This window comes from Mesorhizobium sp. B2-5-11, from assembly GCF_006440835.1.
In the GTDB taxonomy this organism is placed as follows: domain Bacteria; phylum Pseudomonadota; class Alphaproteobacteria; order Rhizobiales; family Rhizobiaceae; genus Mesorhizobium.
Genome location: NZ_VFUK01000007.1, coordinates 144,286 through 160,949 on the forward strand (window position 1 = coordinate 144,286; position 16,664 = coordinate 160,949).

The 16,664-nt window shown below is 61.8% G+C and carries 17 protein-coding genes; 10 read left to right on the forward strand and 7 right to left on the reverse strand.

The genetic code is table 11. The features are described from left to right. Window positions 1-45: 45 nt before the first annotated feature. Window positions 46-837 carry a HisA/HisF-related TIM barrel protein gene (locus tag FJ490_RS22050; protein ID WP_140729086.1) on the reverse strand — a complete coding sequence of 264 codons (792 nt, stop codon included), beginning with the start codon at window positions 835-837 and terminating at the stop codon, window positions 46-48. Between FJ490_RS22050 and FJ490_RS22055 the strand changes: the two genes are divergently transcribed. Further along, window positions 787-1,833, forward strand: a complete 1,047-nt coding sequence (locus FJ490_RS22055; protein ID WP_140729087.1) for a hydantoinase/oxoprolinase family protein — start codon at window positions 787-789, stop codon at window positions 1,831-1,833. The two genes, FJ490_RS22050 and FJ490_RS22055, sit on opposite strands and share 51 nt — an antisense overlap. Before the next feature lie 20 nt (window positions 1,834-1,853). Here the strand turns inward: FJ490_RS22055 and FJ490_RS22060 are convergent, their stop codons facing one another. The 5 genes from FJ490_RS22060 to FJ490_RS22080 are packed head-to-tail and all read right to left on the reverse strand — an operon-like array spanning window position 1,854 to window position 6,458. Beyond that, window positions 1,854-2,438 carry a DUF447 domain-containing protein gene (locus FJ490_RS22060; protein ID WP_140729088.1) on the reverse strand — a complete coding sequence of 195 codons (585 nt, stop codon included), beginning with the start codon at window positions 2,436-2,438 and terminating at the stop codon, window positions 1,854-1,856. Continuing rightward, window positions 2,439-3,833, reverse strand: a complete 1,395-nt coding sequence (locus FJ490_RS22065; protein ID WP_140560486.1) for a DUF6513 domain-containing protein — start codon at window positions 3,831-3,833, stop codon at window positions 2,439-2,441. It lies immediately after the preceding gene. After that, the gene (locus FJ490_RS22070) at window positions 3,826-4,377 is read right to left on the reverse strand and encodes a flavoprotein (protein WP_140515154.1); all 552 of its coding nucleotides are present in this window, start codon (window positions 4,375-4,377) and stop codon (window positions 3,826-3,828) included. The genes FJ490_RS22065 and FJ490_RS22070 overlap by 8 nt, the downstream gene beginning before the upstream one ends. A 3-nt stretch (window positions 4,378-4,380) precedes the next feature. Continuing rightward, the gene (locus tag FJ490_RS33170) at window positions 4,381-6,207 is read right to left on the reverse strand and encodes a (5-formylfuran-3-yl)methyl phosphate synthase (protein ID WP_140729089.1); all 1,827 of its coding nucleotides are present in this window, start codon (window positions 6,205-6,207) and stop codon (window positions 4,381-4,383) included. Further along, on the reverse strand, window positions 6,204-6,458 hold the full coding sequence (locus FJ490_RS22080; RefSeq protein WP_140560484.1) for a hypothetical protein: 255 nt from the start codon (window positions 6,456-6,458) through the stop codon (window positions 6,204-6,206). The genes FJ490_RS33170 and FJ490_RS22080 overlap by 4 nt, the downstream gene beginning before the upstream one ends. A gap of 38 nt (window positions 6,459-6,496) precedes the next feature. Here FJ490_RS22080 and FJ490_RS22085 point away from each other — a divergent pair, with 38 nt between their 5' ends. The 6 genes from FJ490_RS22085 to FJ490_RS22110 all read left to right on the forward strand — a co-directional run bounded on the left by FJ490_RS22085 (window position 6,497) and on the right by FJ490_RS22110 (window position 11,549). After that, entirely contained in the window at window positions 6,497-7,726 is a 1,230-nt protein-coding gene (locus FJ490_RS22085) for an ABC transporter substrate-binding protein (RefSeq protein ID WP_140656737.1), read from the forward strand. 21 nt (window positions 7,727-7,747) lie between these two features. Further along, window positions 7,748-8,719 carry a YVTN family beta-propeller repeat protein gene (locus tag FJ490_RS22090; RefSeq protein WP_140729090.1) on the forward strand — a complete coding sequence of 324 codons (972 nt, stop codon included), beginning with the start codon at window positions 7,748-7,750 and terminating at the stop codon, window positions 8,717-8,719. Between the two features lie 29 nt (window positions 8,720-8,748). Beyond that, window positions 8,749-9,192 (forward strand): hypothetical protein, encoded by a 444-nt coding sequence (locus FJ490_RS22095; RefSeq protein ID WP_140498197.1) that lies wholly within the window; start codon window positions 8,749-8,751, stop codon window positions 9,190-9,192. A 70-nt stretch (window positions 9,193-9,262) separates the two neighbouring features. Continuing rightward, complete coding sequence (locus FJ490_RS22100) at window positions 9,263-10,051, forward strand: ATP-binding cassette domain-containing protein (protein WP_140729091.1); 789 nt, start codon at window positions 9,263-9,265, stop codon at window positions 10,049-10,051. Window positions 10,052-10,062: 11 nt separating this feature from the next. Then, complete coding sequence (locus FJ490_RS22105; RefSeq protein WP_181165322.1) at window positions 10,063-10,923, forward strand: ABC transporter permease; 861 nt, start codon at window positions 10,063-10,065, stop codon at window positions 10,921-10,923. Continuing rightward, window positions 10,923-11,549: a hypothetical protein gene (locus FJ490_RS22110; RefSeq protein ID WP_140581029.1), complete on the forward strand. Its 627-nt coding sequence runs from the start codon at window positions 10,923-10,925 to the stop codon at window positions 11,547-11,549. The genes FJ490_RS22105 and FJ490_RS22110 overlap by 1 nt, the downstream gene beginning before the upstream one ends. Window positions 11,550-11,650: 101 nt before the next feature. Here FJ490_RS22110 and FJ490_RS22115 read toward each other — a convergent pair whose 3' ends face one another. Beyond that, window positions 11,651-12,583, reverse strand: coding sequence for a LysR family transcriptional regulator (locus FJ490_RS22115; protein WP_140498205.1), 933 nt, complete (start codon window positions 12,581-12,583; stop codon window positions 11,651-11,653). A gap of 124 nt (window positions 12,584-12,707) precedes the next feature. On the opposite strand from FJ490_RS22115, the gene FJ490_RS22120 reads away from it, so the two are divergent. Genes FJ490_RS22120 through tkt form a run of 3 tightly spaced genes read left to right on the forward strand, consistent with a single transcriptional unit; the run spans window position 12,708 to window position 16,655 of the window. After that, window positions 12,708-13,754 (forward strand): class 1 fructose-bisphosphatase, encoded by a 1,047-nt coding sequence (locus tag FJ490_RS22120; RefSeq protein WP_140515144.1) that lies wholly within the window; start codon window positions 12,708-12,710, stop codon window positions 13,752-13,754. Between the two features lie 8 nt (window positions 13,755-13,762). Next, on the forward strand, window positions 13,763-14,635 hold the full coding sequence (locus FJ490_RS22125; protein WP_140498210.1) for a phosphoribulokinase: 873 nt from the start codon (window positions 13,763-13,765) through the stop codon (window positions 14,633-14,635). Window positions 14,636-14,645: 10 nt separating this feature from the next. Beyond that, window positions 14,646-16,655, forward strand: coding sequence for a transketolase (gene tkt, locus FJ490_RS22130; RefSeq protein WP_140729093.1), 2,010 nt, complete (start codon window positions 14,646-14,648; stop codon window positions 16,653-16,655). Window positions 16,656-16,664: the final 9 nt, after the last annotated feature.

Consider the following 16,664-nt stretch of genomic DNA (forward strand, 5'->3'; position numbering starts at 1 on the left):
ACTCCCGAAGGGCGCCCGCCTTTCGGGGGTGAGGAGCAACTGTGATCAGGCGCCGAGCGACGCCAGGTGACTAGGTGTGAGCGTGGCGTTGTGCAGTGAGGTTGCGACCAGCGCTGCGGCGATGCCCATCGCTGACAATGCGTGGATATCGTTGTCATCGCGGACGCCGCCGGCCGCGATGACCGCGCGACTTCCCGCCTTGACCTTGACCTCCTCCAGCCGCCTGAAGTCCGGGCCGGCGGCCGCACCGACTTTGGTCAGCGTCATGACGATCACCTTTTGCGGCCAAAGCTCGGGCTCAGCGAGAAGAGAACGCGGTCCGCAAAAATCATCGCCAAAGAAGTCAAGGGACAGGATGAGATCGGGATGATCGCGAAAATGCCGGAGCAGCACATCGTCCTGCTGCGATTCGGAGCCCAACACGGGGTGCACCGAACGTTCAGCAAGCGCCGCCAGAAGCGTTTTCCTGTCTGCTGCGCCGGCATCGACCCAGAGCTCAGGCGGCTGCGTCATCGCCCTCAGCCGGGCAAGTGCGTCACTGTTTGGAGACCCGCCTCCGATGGCGTCCAGATCGGCGATGTAGAAGGTCGAAAAGGGATAAAGCGTGCGCAACCCTTCGGCGACGGCGAGGACATCGGAACTTCGGCTGAGCGGCGTAACGATCGGCCGGTAGCGATCGCGTTTTCCTTGCTGGGCGCGAACCACCTCGCCGCCTTTCAAGTCGAGAACCGGAATGATGCGCAACGTTTTTCTCGCCGACCAACTGCTGTCATGAAAGCTTGAAGTGTGGAAAAAAGAAAGAGCATCATTGCGGGCTTCGACATTGGCGGCGCGCATCTGAAGGTGACGCGCGCGCAAGGCGGCCGCATCGTCGGCGCGGTAACGATCGCCACGCCGCTTTGGCAAGGGTTGCATAGCCTGACCTCGGCCCTCGACGAAACAGCCCCGATCTATGCGAAAGCCGATCTCAACGCGTTCACCATGACGGGCGAACTATCGGACATCTTTGCGTCCCGCGATATCGGCGTGACGACGCTGCTGGGTCAGATTTCCAATCGTTTTCCCACAGGCGAAAAGCTGATCTATGCCGGATCATCCGGCTTTGTCGAGGTCGAGCAGGCAGCGCGGCTGAGCACTGATGTCGCCTCCGCCAACTGGCACGCGACAGCCTCTTTGGTGGCAAAACTGGCCGGCGATGCCCTGTTCGTCGATATGGGCTCCACCACCACCGACATTATCGCCATCAAGGACGGCGCCGTCGTCAATGAGGGCTACACCGATGCCGGACGGCTTCTGACTGGCGAACTGGTCTATACGGGATTTACCAGGACATTTCTGTTCGGCGTAGCCTCGTCTGCTCCTGTCCATCGAAGACTGACGCCATTGATGAACGAGTATTTCGCCTCGATCGCCGACGCGCACCGGATCCTGGGTGTGCTCGATGAGGAGGACGACATGCACCCTTCCGCCGACGGCAAGGAAAAGACCGTCCACGGCTCAATCGCGCGACTGGCGCGCATGGTCGGGCGCGACGCCGCTGAACTTTCGCCGCCGGAATGGGGTGAAGTCGCACGCTGGTTCAGCGAGCAGCAATTGCGGAAAATCCACGACGCAGCATCCCTGGTTGCCTGGGGTCTTGCTCAAGATGTTCCGATCGTCGGCGCCGGAACGGGCCGCTGGCAGATCAGGCGGCTGGCCGAGCGCATGGAACGTCGCTTTGTCGATTTCGCCGACATCGTCCCCGCCCATGACGCTGTTCGCGGCGAGGCCAGCCGCGCCGCACCAGCATCGGCGGTGGCGCTGCTGGCTGGATATCGATCACAAGCAGCGTAGCGGCGCTCGCGCCGTCATGCTCACGCGTCCCCGCTGCTGGACCCTTTGGCGGCCAGGTGATCGCTGACACGCTGCATCAGCCAACCCCAGGCTTCCCGTTCGTCGGCGCCGGCTGTCTTTTCGATAGAGATCGAAAGATACGCGATCTCGGCCTCGATCTTGTCGCGGGATAGCATGCCGAGCCGGCTGACCAGGATGGCCAGTTCCAGAACAGCCGCCTTGGCGCGGTTAAGGCCGGTGAAGGGCGCATGCATTTCCTCTCGAACCACGCGGCAGAAATGGCGAGGGCGCACGCCATCATCGTCAACGCTCTCGACTTCGAGAACCGAATGCGCCAGCGCAGTCGCCAACCGGGGAACCAGAAAATCTTCAAGGGGAACGGTCGGCCAGTCCTTGCGCCCGGTCAGGCATCCAGCGAAGACGCGCACGTCGTCGGTGTAGTTGGCGATGGCGAACGGCACCGCCGCCAGATTGTCGAGCGTAACCGAGGGACGAAACGGTGCGATGACCCAGCCGTCTTTTTCGGAGATTATGCCGATCGGCGCGATATGGACCTTTCCTGTCTTGTCGACAGTGGTGATGATTGTCTCGCGAATGTAAGGCACCTAGCCCTCCTTCTTCGCGCGAAGCGTTTCGCCCGGTTTGGCAAGACGGGTACGGTCGGTTTCGGGAGCCGGTGCGGCAACGCCCCATGCGAGCGGCTCGTCCTGAACATAGCGCTTGCCGAGGCGCCACGCGATCTCGGCCTTCGTCAGTTCCGCGCCCAGATAGAAAGCATGCGCACCATCGGTCTCCACGCCAAGTCCGGCGAAGAATTCGAACGCATCCGTGGCAACCGCGTGCCCTTTGCCGTTGAAAATATGAATGCCGTCCTCCGCTGCCGCGATACGGTAGTTGGCGTCGCGCACCTCGGCCGCCAATCCAGCGATATCATCGGTCGAGGCCGTGAAGGGCTTGCGATCGTGGATCTGCAGCAAGCCTGGGTGATAGCTACGCGGCAGTGCACCGTCATTGCGGGCGGCGAACATGATGCGACGGGCAATGTCGTGCTCCTCGATCGTCCGCACCGTGTGAGGGCTGACATGTACGGCTAGCACGTTTCGAATCCCGAGTTCCGAGCAGAGCCCCGTTAGAACGGCCGTAACGCCAGAACTGTCGGCGTCGGTAAGTTCGGTGAGATTGCCGGTGCCCATCAGCAATTCGATCTTCGGCCAGCGGCGGCGCGCCTCGATGAAGCGGCCGAGCGATTGGGCGAAGCCGAAGTGGATCGGATCCAACACGGGATCGGCGATAAAGGAAATGCCAGCCCTTTGCGCCGCATCGATAGCGCGGCCAAGCGAATCCAGATCGCCGGGGGCGGACGGGATCAACACTGCCGTAGCCCCATGGCCGAACACTAACGGCAGCGTGTTCTCGTCGAGGCTGAGAAGATAGTCCGCACCGGCGCGTGCACCGATCGACAGTTCGTCCGCGCTGGCCGAATCGACGCTGACCTGAAATCCTTGTGCCTTGAGCTCGCGCACAGCCTCCGACAGCAACGGAAATGGCGTTTCAGGCAGGCAGCCAAGATCGATGACATCGGCGCCGGCCGCAGCTAGCGTCCCCGCCCGCAGCGTGAGCGCTTCGATCGACAGCATTGGCGCATCGACGATCTCGGCGAAGATGCGCATATCGTGACGCGTAAGATCCGGCGGCTCGCCGACACGGCCGAGAAAGGCCGGCAGGTCCGCGATCTCGTCAGGACCGCGCGCAAAGGGCACGCCGAAATGGTTCGACAATTGCTCGATATCGCCGCGATAGCGCCCTGGCAGGATAAAGCGGTCAACGGCGTTGGGCGCGATGAGACGCCGCTTTATGATGTCTTCGGTCATCAGTGCGGCGACCTTGACACCTATGTCGACCACCTCCCACGAAAACTCCGTCTCGCCCAGACCGGATAGCAGCTTTTCCAACCGTGCCCTGGCCAGATGTCCCGTGAGAAAGACCAGCCGCTCAGCCATGGCCGGACAGCTCGGCCCGGCGTTGCTGAACCGCCGCGTTGAGGTCCGCGAGCGACTCGACGACCTGGGTTCGTTCGAACCCCTTCAGCCGCTCGGTGTTTTCCAGGTCAATCCTGCGCGGATAGACTTTGACCAGGCCATGCGGCGCCATGGTTTCGAGTTCGGGTGCGGTGTCGCAGGCAAAGACGATGATCGGCACGCGGCACTTTCCGGCTTGCGCAAAGACGTTGGTGGCAAGCGTATCGGATATACCCCAGACGCATTTGGCAACCGTGTTGGACGAGGCAGGCGCCACCACGACCGTGTGGTAGACGCCGTGGTAAAATTCGCCGACGGGAATGGCGCTCGCCGTCTTGTCGTGCAGCACGCGCGTCGTCTCCGGAAAATCGAGTTTGAGCTTGTACATGCGCAGCACTTCATTGGCGGCTTTCGACACGAAGACATCGCAATGTTCGAGTTGGCGAACAAGTGCGAAGCTCTCCGTGAAAAAATGCCCGGACCCCGTCAAAACCCACGCCCAGCGCGGCACGTGCAGCTTCACCATCGGCTATCCTGCCTTCTTTGCCGAGCGGGTCGAAGCCACAATCCCGATGCCGGGCAGCTTGCCCGATGCGAGTAGCGCGCCCGCCTCGGCGGCATCCTTCGGACCGGCGAGACGGAAATCGATGCCGTCGGGCAGCATGGCGGCAAAGCCTGGGTCGACAATGCCCCTGGCCTTCAGGCTGTCAGGGGTATCGTCGTCGAAGAATGCATCGGTCTGCTTGATAAGCAACAGCGCGTTCGCGCCAAGCTTCCCGCCAAGCCAGGCAGCCAGGGAATCGGAGGTAATGTCCCAAGAGGCCGGAAGGTCCGGTGCCGGCAACGCAAGTGACGACGGCAGCCACACCGGAACCTTGCCTTCGTCCAATGCTCGCACAATCTCCTCCAGCGATCGTGCCGGCGTCAGTCTTTCGTCCCGATCGAGGATGATTTGGCCGAACTGCTCCATGGCGAGGATCGCCATGGCATGTGCGGCGGTGTCGGAAAAATCCATGCGGGTCTGCGTCTCGCGCACCTGATCGGCAAACAGGCCGCCGCCGGGCACGATGACGATCGGTAACCTGGAACCCGCCAGCGCCGCGATCCAGCTCGTCATTTCCGCCGCATGGGCAGTGCTGCCGCCAAGCTTGACGACGGCCCGCCCGAGGACGTCGGAGCCTTGCTGGCGCGGCCGGGAAACACTGCCTCTGTCTTTTCGGCCGGCAGAGCCGGAGGCGACACCGCGTCCTGCCGATTGGCGCTTGCGTTCGATCTCGACGCCGACACCGCCAGGCCCGAGCTCGAGTTTTTCCACCCTTACCGTGACGCGCACGACGCGCTGGTTCTCCAGAACGTGCGCCGCCACTTGCTCGGCCAAAGCCTCGCTGAGCTGAATGTGCCCCCGCGCGACGATGGTGCGAATGCCATCCATGATGATGTCATAGGAGAACACATGGCGCATGTCCTCGGGATGGTCGGTGACTTGCAGCACGTCGGCGATCACATCAAAGCGCACCTTTTGAGTATGACCATGCTCGAAGCTGTAGGCACCGATCTGGACCGGCAGAACAAAATCCCGCACGAAAATCCTGTCCGTGCCCAGTGTCGGATCGGTGCCCGGCGAATAGCCTCTCGCTGCCAACAGGCGATAGTCGATGCTCGATTTACCGCCCGTCCCAGGCTCTGCCGGGACCAATTCGCGAATCTGCGAGACCGCCTCGGCGCTGATTGAACCCGCGCGGTCGGCATGGCCACACAGCGCGCCGCGAAAGCCGAGGAAATCGGGAGCGAAAGGCAATAGACGTGGAATATCCGGGGCTTCGAGCGATCCGCTCAGGCCAACCATCAGACCGAGCGACTTGGCTCGATCGACGAATCCCGGAATCCGCTCCGGTGGCAAATGGTCGAGCAGCCGGCCCTTTCCCTTCTGCGCGGTATCAACCATCACGCCGTGGAAGCGGTGCCTGCCGAATACCGGCAGGAGCTCGAAGTCCGGCGCCAGATCGGCAAAGAGCACAGCGATCAACTTCGTTCGCGCGGCCAGCGGTTCGAGCGCCTCCGCGCAGGCAGGGATGTGAGCCGATGGGAAAAACCCGATCTTGACATAATCGACGCCGGTCGCCGCGATCTCTTCAGCCTTGGCGCGGATCGTTTCGGGTTCCATCGGCAGGTCGCCGCAGACCGCGCTGACCGGAGCCCGACCAGCGATGAACGAAATCGTTCGGCGGATGGTTTCCGTGGGTACCGCGCCCAACGCTCCCGCCTTCGGATCCTTCAGATCGACGATGTCGGCGCCGCTCGAAAGAACGATCTCCGCCTCTTCGATGCCGGTGACGCTGGCCAGCATTCTGGTCATTTGAACAGTTTCTCCAGTTTGGAGGACAAGATCTTTTGTCCTTCGTCCGCTTGATTCTCGCGCACGTCGCGGATGACATAGCTGCGAACGACCTCGAAATCGAAGATGGCAATCTTTTCAGCCGCCATGGCATGTTTGTCAAAAAGACACCGAGCCAGGGCAGACGCGAAAAGTCGTCCGATAGGGTTTGATAAATTTTGCGGGTCGGCTAAGTTGACCATGGGCACCTGGACTTGGCGCTGCTCCGACACCCGTCGGACCTCAGCGCAAGAATGGGTAATTACTATCGATGACGAGCGCGGTGCCGGGCACTCTCGCCGCCTTTTTGTGCTTTTTTTCCCTGACCGTCAACGCTCCGGGCGCGATAGCCCAGGAAGCGGCGGCGAAGCCGGAAAAAAAGGTCACTGAAATCAAGATAGGGTATTTGCGGGCCTACGCGCCGCAATTGACGCTTTCCATGCTCGACCTGCCGCCGCGTGATGAAGGTGTCGCCGGCGCCACTGTGGCAATCGGCGATAACAACACCACCGGAAAATTCACCGACCAGAAATTCAGCCTCGACGTGACCGAGATCAAACCCGAAGCCGACGCGGTTCAGGCATTCGAGGACCTGATCGCCAAAGGTGACCACTATGTCGTCGCAGACCTCTCGGCCAAACAATTGCTGTCGATCGCCGATATAGCCCGCGACAAGGGCGTGCTGATCTTCAACATCGGTGCCACCGACGATAGCCTGCGCGAGGAGGACTGCCGCATCAATGTTTTTCATATCGCGCCGACGCGCAGCATGCTTGCCGATGCGCTGGCGCAGTATCTCATGGTGAAGAAGTGGCCGAATTGGGTGCTGCTCTACGGCTCGCATGAGCAGGACCATCTCTACGCCGACGCGTTGCGCCGCGCGGCAACCCGTTTCGGCGGCCAGATCGTCGCCGAGAAGGAATTCAAGGACACCGGCACGGCCAGGCGTACCGACACCGGCGCCACGCAGATACAGCAGCAGATTTCCGTATTCACGCAGGATCTGCCGGAGCACGACATTGTGCTTGTCGCCGACGAAAGCCAGGTGTTTGGCACCTACGTGCCCTACCGCACCTGGACGCCGCGGCTGGTCGCCGGCACGGCCGGGCTTGTTGCATCGTCGTGGCATCCCGCCAGCGAGCAATGGGGCGGCATCCAGATGCAGAGCCGCTTCCTGAAGACGACGGGCCGGCGGATGCTTTCCAAGGACATGTCGGCGTGGACAGCAGTGCGTGCCGTCGGCGAAGCCACCACGCGCACCAAAGGCGACGATGCCAAAAAGATCAGTGACTACATCCGGTCGGGCGATTTCTCGGTTGCCGCCTTCAAGGGACAGAAGCTCACCTTCCGCAAATGGAACCTCCAGCTTCGCCAGCCGATCCTGCTTGGCGACACCAAGTCGGTCGTGTCGACATCGCCGCAGGAGGGCTATCTCCACCAATTCTCCGAACTCGATACGCTTGGTATCGATCAGCCGGAAACGAAATGCGTCCTCAAGTAGGGCCAAAGGGGAGGAATTTGCGTGCAGACACGAGCTTGTGCATTCGCCATTCTCGCGGCCGGCCTCACGGCCAGCCCGGCATCGGCCTATACGGCCTACGTTTCCAACGAGAAGGACAACACGATGACGGTCGTCGACACGGCCACCATGCAGGTGGTGAAGACCGTCGAGGTCGGCCAGAGGCCACGCGGCATCACCATCTCGCATGACGGCAAACTCGTCTATCTTTGCGCCAGTGACGACGACACGGTCGAAATCATCGACACCGCGACGCTGCAGATCGTCGGCACGCTGCCATCTGGCCCCGATCCCGAATTGTTCGTGCTCTCGCCTGACGGCAAGACGCTCTATGTCGCCAATGAGGACGACAACCTCGTCACCGCCATCGACGTCGAGAGCAAGCAGGTCATGGCCGAGATTCCAGTCGGCGTGGAACCGGAAGGCATGGGTATCAGCCCTGATGGCAAGACCATGGTCAACACCTCGGAAACCACCAGCATGGCGCATTTCATCGACACTGGCACCCACGATGTAACCGATAACGTACTGGTCGACACGCGCCCGCGCTTTGCCGAATTCAAGCCGGACGGCTCGCAGGTCTGGGTCAGCGCCGAGGTCGGCGGCACCGTCAGCGTCATAGATAACGCCAAACGCGAAGTGGTGAAGAAGATCCAGTTCGCGATTCAGGGATTGCGGGCTGAGACCATCCAGCCGGTAGGCATCGCCATCAGCGCCGACGGCAAGAAAGCCTATGTCGCGCTCGGCCCGGCGAACCATGTCGCCGTGGTAAATACCGACACCTACGAGGTCGAGAAATACATCCTCGTCGGCCAACGCGTCTGGCACCTGGCCTTCACACCCGACCAGAAAACGCTGATCACCACGAATGGCAACTCCAACGACATCACGTTCATCGATACGGCGACCGACGAGCCGGTCCAATCGCTCACCGTAGGCCAGCAGCCTTGGGGTGTGGCCATTTCGCCCAAATAGCAGACATTGATCAAGGGGAGGATCGCGACATGAAATTTCGCCATAGGTTTATCTTCGCCGCGCTCGCCGGATTTGTGCTTGCTCCGATCGGCGCAAGCGCGGATGACGCAACGCCAAAACCCTCGCGTGCCAGCAAGAACCTGCCGGAATTGATTATCGGCTCGGCCGATTCCACCTATGCCGTCAATCAGAAGGATTTCGAACTGATCGCCGGCCAAGGCTATCGGTGGAAGATCACCTCCAAGGGCGGTTTCGAATACAAGTTCGTGACCGACCTGTTCCGCAATGTGTGGATGGACCAGATCGTCATCGACGATCTGGAGGTGCATATGGACGGCGGACCGGCCTGGCTGGAATTCGACGACGCGGGAACAATCCAGGTGCAATTCCACACAGTTCGCCCGGGCGAATATACCTGGTCGGTTCCCGACCTCGCCGACAAGGGCCTGAAGGGCAAGATCACGATCAAGTGAGACCAAAGGCAATCAGGCGCGCTAGATAGCAGTGCGTCCTGCCAACGCGTCCTGAAGGAGCGATCCGGGCATGCAGCATGTGAGAACAAGCGGACCGGGAGACGAGGCGGCGGCGCTCGACGTCAGTGCCGTCAGCCACTCCTATGGACCGAAGCGGGCACTCAAAGAGGTCTCGTTCTCGATCTTGCCGGCGACGTTCACCGTCCTGCTCGGCCTCAACGGGGCCGGCAAGACAACACTGTTCTCCCTGATCAGCCACCTCTATGACACGCGTCACGGGTCGATCCGCATCTTCGGCCACGACATCCGCAGCGCTTCGGGCGAAGGGCTCAGACGGGTCGGCATCGTGTTCCAGGCGCGCACGCTCGACCTCGATCTCAGCGTCTATCAGAATCTTTCCTACCATGCCTCGCTGCATGGCATTGGCGGACGCGAAGCCCGGCAGCGCATCGCCGCGCTGCTTGACACAGTCGACATGCAGGGCCGCCAGCATGACAAGGCACGCAGCCTCTCCGGCGGTCAGATGCGGCGCATCGAGATCGCCCGGGCGCTGCTTCACCGACCTTCCCTGCTCCTGCTTGACGAAGCGACCGTCGGCCTTGACATCGAGTCGCGTGCTGGCATCCTCGCCACCATCCGCAAGCTCGTCGAAACCGATGGTATCGGCGTGCTCTGGGCCACGCATCTGATCGATGAAGTCGACGATACCGATCATGTCGTCGTGCTGCGGCGGGGTGACCTGGTCGCCAGGGGCAAGGTGTCGGATGTCGTCCAGGCAAATGGAGGAAATTCCATTCGCGATGCCTTTTCGAAGCTCAGCCGCGTCGACGAGACGGGCATGGCGGAGACATCGTCATGAGCGCTCCTGCGATGCCCGGAAAAGTCGTCGGCATCAAACCGGTAGGGTCTGAACCATTCGGCCTCCGCCACTATCTCATTTGCCTGAAAGGCATCGTCCTGCGCGAGTGCCTGCGCTTCCTGCACCAACGCGAACGGTTCATTTCCTCACTGGTGCGGCCGCTCGTCTGGCTGTTCATCTTCGCCGCCGGCTTCCGCCAGGTGCTCGGCGTGTCGATCATCCCTCCTTACAAGACCTATGTGCTCTACGAGGTCTACATCACTCCGGGTCTGTGCGGCATGATCCTGCTGTTTTCCGGCATGCAGTCTTCACTGTCGATGGTCTACGACCGCGAGATGGGCAACATGCGCATCCTGCTGGTCAGCCCATTTCCGCGCTGGTTCCTGCTGATGTCGAAGATGTTGGCCGGCGTGGCCGTATCGATCGTGCAAGTCTACGCATTTCTGATCGTCGCCTGGTTGTGGGGCGTCAGGGCGCCGCCGCTCGGCTATCTCTACGTGCTGCCGGCGCTGTTCCTGTCGGGCATGATGCTTTGCGCGCTCGGCATGCTTTTGTCGTCCATGATCAAGCAGCTCGAAAACTTCGCCGGCATCATGAACTTCGTCATCTTTCCAGGCTATTTCGCGTCGCCGGCGCTGTATCCTTTGTGGCGTATCCAGGAGGCAAGCCCCCTGCTCTACAAGATCTGCCTCGCCAATCCGTTCACCTATGCCGTCGAACTGATCCGCTTCGCCTTCTATGGGCAGATCGACTGGCTGTCGCTGGGCGTCGTCGCCGGTTGCACGCTGTTGTTTCTGGGCGGCGCCATCATTGCGTACGATCCTTCGCGCGGCCTGATGACCCGCAAACAGGACACGGGAGGAAACGGCTGATGGCGCGAATGAGACTTGTGCACACCCTGGTTCTGGTCGCCATGCTTGTCCCGATGGACGCCAGGGCGGCAAACACCGATCCCGACTGGCCCTGCATGCAGCGCAAGGTGCCGCAGCTCTCGCTCGGCCAGATCTGGAATGGGCCGGAGCTTCCCCCGGCGGCGAAGGATTGGTCGAAGGATTCGGGCGTCTCCGCGCTGGTCGAGGCGGTGGCGGCCCGACGGACGCCGATTGCCGAAGCCCAGAAGGAGATCAAGGACTTCGCGGCTTCCCTGCCGGCGGAGCAGGTCGCACCAAAGATGGCGATGCTGGTGCAGGGAATGTTCGATCACATGGACGCCGAGCGTTCGCACGTGATTTCCGGCATTTCCCGCTATGCCCACAAGCAGCTCGAAATGGCGGCTGAATTGCGCAAGGAAGCATCCGACGTCGACGCCCTGCGTGCCAAAGCCGACGCCGATCCGGACGAAGTCGAACGGCGTGCCGACCAGTTGAATTTCGCGACGCGCATTTTCAACGAACGTGTCCAGTCGCTGACCTATGTCTGCGACGTGCCGACGATAATCGAGCAGCGGCTCTATCAATTGTCCAGGACCGTCTCGGAAACGCTCGGTCGGAAGAAATAGACCTTCAGTCGACCTTGCGACGGATTTCACGTCTCTTGGCCGGCGACACGTCCGGCGTCTCGCTCCGGTCGATTCCGAACGCCATCCGTCGGTCATCCCGCTCAGGAATCGGGATAAAGCTTACCGAACAGGGGCAGATACATCGCGCCCTTGCGCATCAGGAAGTCGTTGAACGTAGCCATGGCCGGCGAGATTGCGTGATCGGTTCGTATCACCGAGAACCACTGTCGGCGGATCGGCATGCCGACAACGTCGAGGATGACGAGCCGGCCAGCTTCGGTTTCCGCGGCGATCGTGTGGGCAGAAATGAAGGCGATGCCCAGACCAGCCATCACCGCCTGCTTGATCGTTTCGTTCGAGCCCATCTCGACGCCGAGTTCGTCGATGCGGCCAGGCACGTCGCTCAGGAATATTTCCAGCGAGATGCGGGTTCCGGAGCCGGGCTCGCGAATAAGGAAATGCTCCTCGGCAATGCGCTCTTTGGAGATATCGCGCGCCGCCGCCAGCGGGTGTTCGGGCGGCGCGATGATGACCAGCGGGTGATCGCCGAAGACCGAAGCACGCACCGGTACCTCTTTCGCCGGGCGCCCCATCAGCGCGATGTCGATGTCGTGATTCTTGAGGTTGTCGATTGTCTGGGCACGATTGCCGATGGCAAGCCGCATGTCGATATCGGGATGTTCCTTCATGAACGCAGCCATCAACCGCGGCGCGAAATACTTGGCGGTGGAAACGACGCCGAGCCTCAAGCTACCCGTACGAACGCCCTTGATGGCGTCGATCTTGTCTTCGAGCAGACCGAGATGCTCCTCGATAGCTTGCGCTGCCTCAACGACGGCCAAACCTGCGGCAGTGGGACGCATGCCGTCCGACGTCCGGTCGAACAGAGCCAGTTGGAATTCTTCCTCCATTTGCCGCAACTGAATTGTCAGTGCTGAAGGAGACAGACCTAACGCCTTGGCCGCACTCACAATTTTTCCGTGCCTGATGATGGCCTGGATGGTCTTGAAATGCTTGAGCGTGAGGTTTCTCATGTCTCATACTAAATTATTTTTAGTACCAACGTAAAGTTATTGAATTTTACTTATCAAGTGTCGTTTGTTTTCATTCCCCCGATCCAGCCGATCCGAGGAGACGCGGCTGGATCGGGAGGTTACGATGCCAGCGGCAACGCTCGACGCTTTTCTGAACTCCTATCTCGGCCAGCCGGACGAACTTCGCTCCGCGGTCGTAACGACTGTCCGTCAGCTGACACAGGCCGCCAGCAAGATCCGCAATACCATCAATCAAGGTGTGCTCGGCGCCGCCTTTGCCGGGACCCGTGGCGCCAACGCCGACGGCGATGTCCAGAAGGATCTCGACGTCTTCTCCGACGACATCTTCCTCGACGCCATGCGCCACGCTCCGGTCGCGCTCTACGCTTCCGAGGAGCTGGAGCAGCCGGTCCTGCTCGACAGGCAAGCACCACTCGCCATTGCCATCGACCCGCTCGACGGCTCTTCCAACATCGACACCAACGTGTCGATCGGAACGATCTTCTCGCTCCTGCCCGCAACTGGCGCGCCGGATGCCGATCCGGCCGCCTCTTTTTTGCAGGCGGGCGTGAATCAGCTAGGCGCCGGTTTCTTCATCTATGGGCCGCAGTTGGCGCTCGTCCTGTCGCTCGGCAGCGGTACGCATATCTTCGTCCTGTCGGCCAGGCTCGGCACCTTCGTCCAGGCATACGAGAGCCGGATCATTCCGCAACGCACCCAGGAGTTCGCCATCAACGCCGCCAACTACCGGCACTGGGACGAGGCCGTGCGGCTCTATGTCGACGACTGCCTGGAGGGCACCGAAGGACCGCGAGAGAAGGATTTCAACATGCGCTGGATCGCCTCCCTGGTCGCCGACTGCTACCGCATATTGATGCGCGGCGGCGTGTTTCTCTACCCCGGCGACCGGCGCAAGGGCTACGGTCAGGGACGGCTGCGCCTGGTCTACGAGGCCAACCCGATTGCCTATCTCATAGAACAGGCTGCCGGTGCGGCCACCGATACGATCAACCGCATCCTGGACATCGAACCCGACAGCCTGCACCAGCGCGTGCCGATGGTCTTCGGGTCGGCGCGGGAGGTCGCGCGCGTCACCCGCTACCACACCGAGCCGAGCAACATCGGCGAACGAGCGCCGCTGTTCAGCCGCCGTGGCCTCTTCAGAGCCTGAGCAGCACCATGTCAGCCAAGCACCCCATCATCACCATCACCGGCTCGTCGGGCGCCGGCACCACTTCGGTCAAGCGTATCTTCGAGCTGATCTTCCGGCGCGAGAACATCGAGGCCGCGTTCATCGAAGGCGACGCATTCCACCGCTACGACCGCGCCGCGATGAAGGCAAAGGTGGCCGAAGAGGAGAAGGCCGGCAATCCGAACTTCACCCACTTCCATGCCGCGGCCAACGAACTCGGGATTCTCGAAGAGGTGTTCGCGGAATACGGCCGCCGGGGATCCGGAAGAACCCGCACCTACATCCATGACGAGGAAGAGGAAAAGCAGTACGGCACGCCACCGGGAAGCTTTACCGAATGGCGCGAGTTCGGTCCCAGCGACCTGCTCTTCTACGAGGGGCTGCACGGCTGTGTCGTCACCGACACGATCAATTTGGCGAAGCATGCGGATCTCAAGATCGGCGTCGTGCCGGTCATCAATCTCGAATGGATCCAGAAGATCCATCGCGACCGTTCGACACGCGGCTATTCCACCGAGGCGGTGATGGACGTGATCCTGCGCCGGATGCCCGACTATGTCCGCTACATTGTCCCGCAATTCTCGCAGACCGCCATCAATTTCCAGCGCGTGCCGATCGTCGATACGTCCAACCCCTTCATCGCGCGCTGGATTCCGACGCCTGACGAATCGATGCTGGTTATCCGCTTCGCCAATCCGCGCGGCATCGATTTTCCATATCTGCTGTCGATGATCCACGACTCGTTCATGTCGCGGCCAAATTCCATCGTGGTGCCAGGCAACAAGCTCGACCTTGCCATGCAGCTGATCCTGACGCCGCTCATCCTGCAATTGATCGAACGCAAGAGCCGTGTGTCGTGAGGAGGACGCCATGACCAGCCAAACAGCACTAAAGCCTGCCGCCGCCGCCGTCGTCTCGGAGCTCGACATGGCGAACGCCATTCGCGTGCTGGCGATGGACAGCGTCCAAAAAGCGAATTCGGGACACCCCGGCATGCCGATGGGCATGGCCGATGTCGCAACGGTGCTGTTCAACCGCTTCATCAATATCGATCCTTCCAGGCCGGGCTGGCCCGACCGTGACCGTTTCGTGCTTTCAGCCGGCCATGGCTCGATGCTGCAATACGCGCTGCACTATCTGCTCGGCTATGAAGACATGCAGATCGAGGAGTTGCAGCGGTTTCGGCAACTGGGCAGCCGCACGGCCGGACATCCCGAATATGGCCACGCGCTTGGTGTCGAGACCACCACCGGCCCGCTCGGACAAGGCATTTCCACGGCGGTCGGAATGGCGCTGGCGGAGCGCATGCTTGCTGCCCGCTACGGTGCCGATCTGGTCAACCATCATACCTATGTGATTGCAGGCGACGGCTGCCTGCAGGAAGGCATCAGCCACGAGGCGATCGACCTCGCCGGCCACCTGAAGCTTTCCCGCCTGATCGTGTTCTGGGACGACAATGCGATCTCCATTGACGGGCCAACCTCCCTGTCCACGTCGATGGACCAGCCGGCGCGCTTCAAAGCCGCCGGCTGGGATGTCCAAACGGTCTCCGGCCACGACATGGAAGCTGTCGCCGCGGCTATCGAGGCGGCGCGGCAGTCGGATCGACCGTCGCTGATTGGCTGCCGCACTGTAATCGGCAAGGGCGCCCCCAATCTCGGCGGTTCGGAGAAGACGCATGGCGCGCCGCTGGGCGAAGCAGAGATCGCCGCGACCCGCGAGAACATCGGCTGGACCTTCGCGCCGTTCGAGGTGCCGGACGACGTGCTTTTCGCCTGGCGCGAAATTGCCGGCCGCGGCGAAGCGATGCGGGGTGCGTGGGAGCAGCGGCTTGCCGCCTCGCCGCAGCGAGAGGCCCTCGAGAACGCGGTCGCCGCCAGACTGCCCGACGCGGTCTTCGAAGCGCTCGATGCCTTTCGCCGAGAGCATGTCGAGAAGGCAACCAAGGTGGCAACGCGAAAAGCTTCCGAAATGGCGCTGGAGGTCATCAACGGCGCCACGGAATTGACCGTCGGCGGCTCGGCCGATCTGACGCACTCGAATCTGACGATCACCAAGGGCATGAACCGCATTGCGCCGAGCGATTATGCCGGCCGCTATATTCACTACGGCATTCGTGAACACGGCATGGCCGCCGCCATGAACGGCATCGCATTGCATGGAGGCTTCGTGCCCTATGGCGGTACGTTCCTCTGCTTCGCGGACTATGCGCGTGGTGCGATACGGCTCTCCTCGCTCATGGGCCAGCGCGTCATCTACGTGATGACGCATGATTCCATCGGCCTCGGCGAGGATGGCCCAACGCATCAGCCGGTCGAGCACCTGGCGATGCTGCGTGCCACGCCGAACCTCAATGTCTTTCGCCCAGCGGATATCATCGAAACGGCGGAATGCTGGGAACTTGCGCTGAAGAGCAGGGATCGGCCGAGCGTGCTGGTGCTGTCGCGCCAGAACCTGCCGATGCTGCGTGAGGCGCACAGCGACGCGAACCGCTCCAGCCAGGGCGCATACATCCTGCGCGAGCCAGCCAGGCACCGTGCCGTCACCCTGATCGCAACCGGCTCGGAGGTCGAGATCGCGGTTGCCGCCGCCGAAAGGCTGGAGACCGAGCATGGCGTCGCCGCCGCGGTCGTCTCGATGCCATGCTGGGAGCTTTTCGAGGAGCAGGAAAGCGCCACCCGCAAGGCCGTTCTCGGCTCCGCGCCGCGCGTCGCGGTCGAAGCGGCGGCCCGGCTGGGCTGGGACCGCTGGGTCGGCGAGACGGGCGCTGTCGTCGGCATGGCCGGTTTCGGCGCCAGCGCCCCTGCCCCCGATCTGTACCGGCATTTCAACATAACGTCCGAAGCGGTTGCTGCGGCGGCGCTGAAGCTCATCATCTAGGAGGACCCA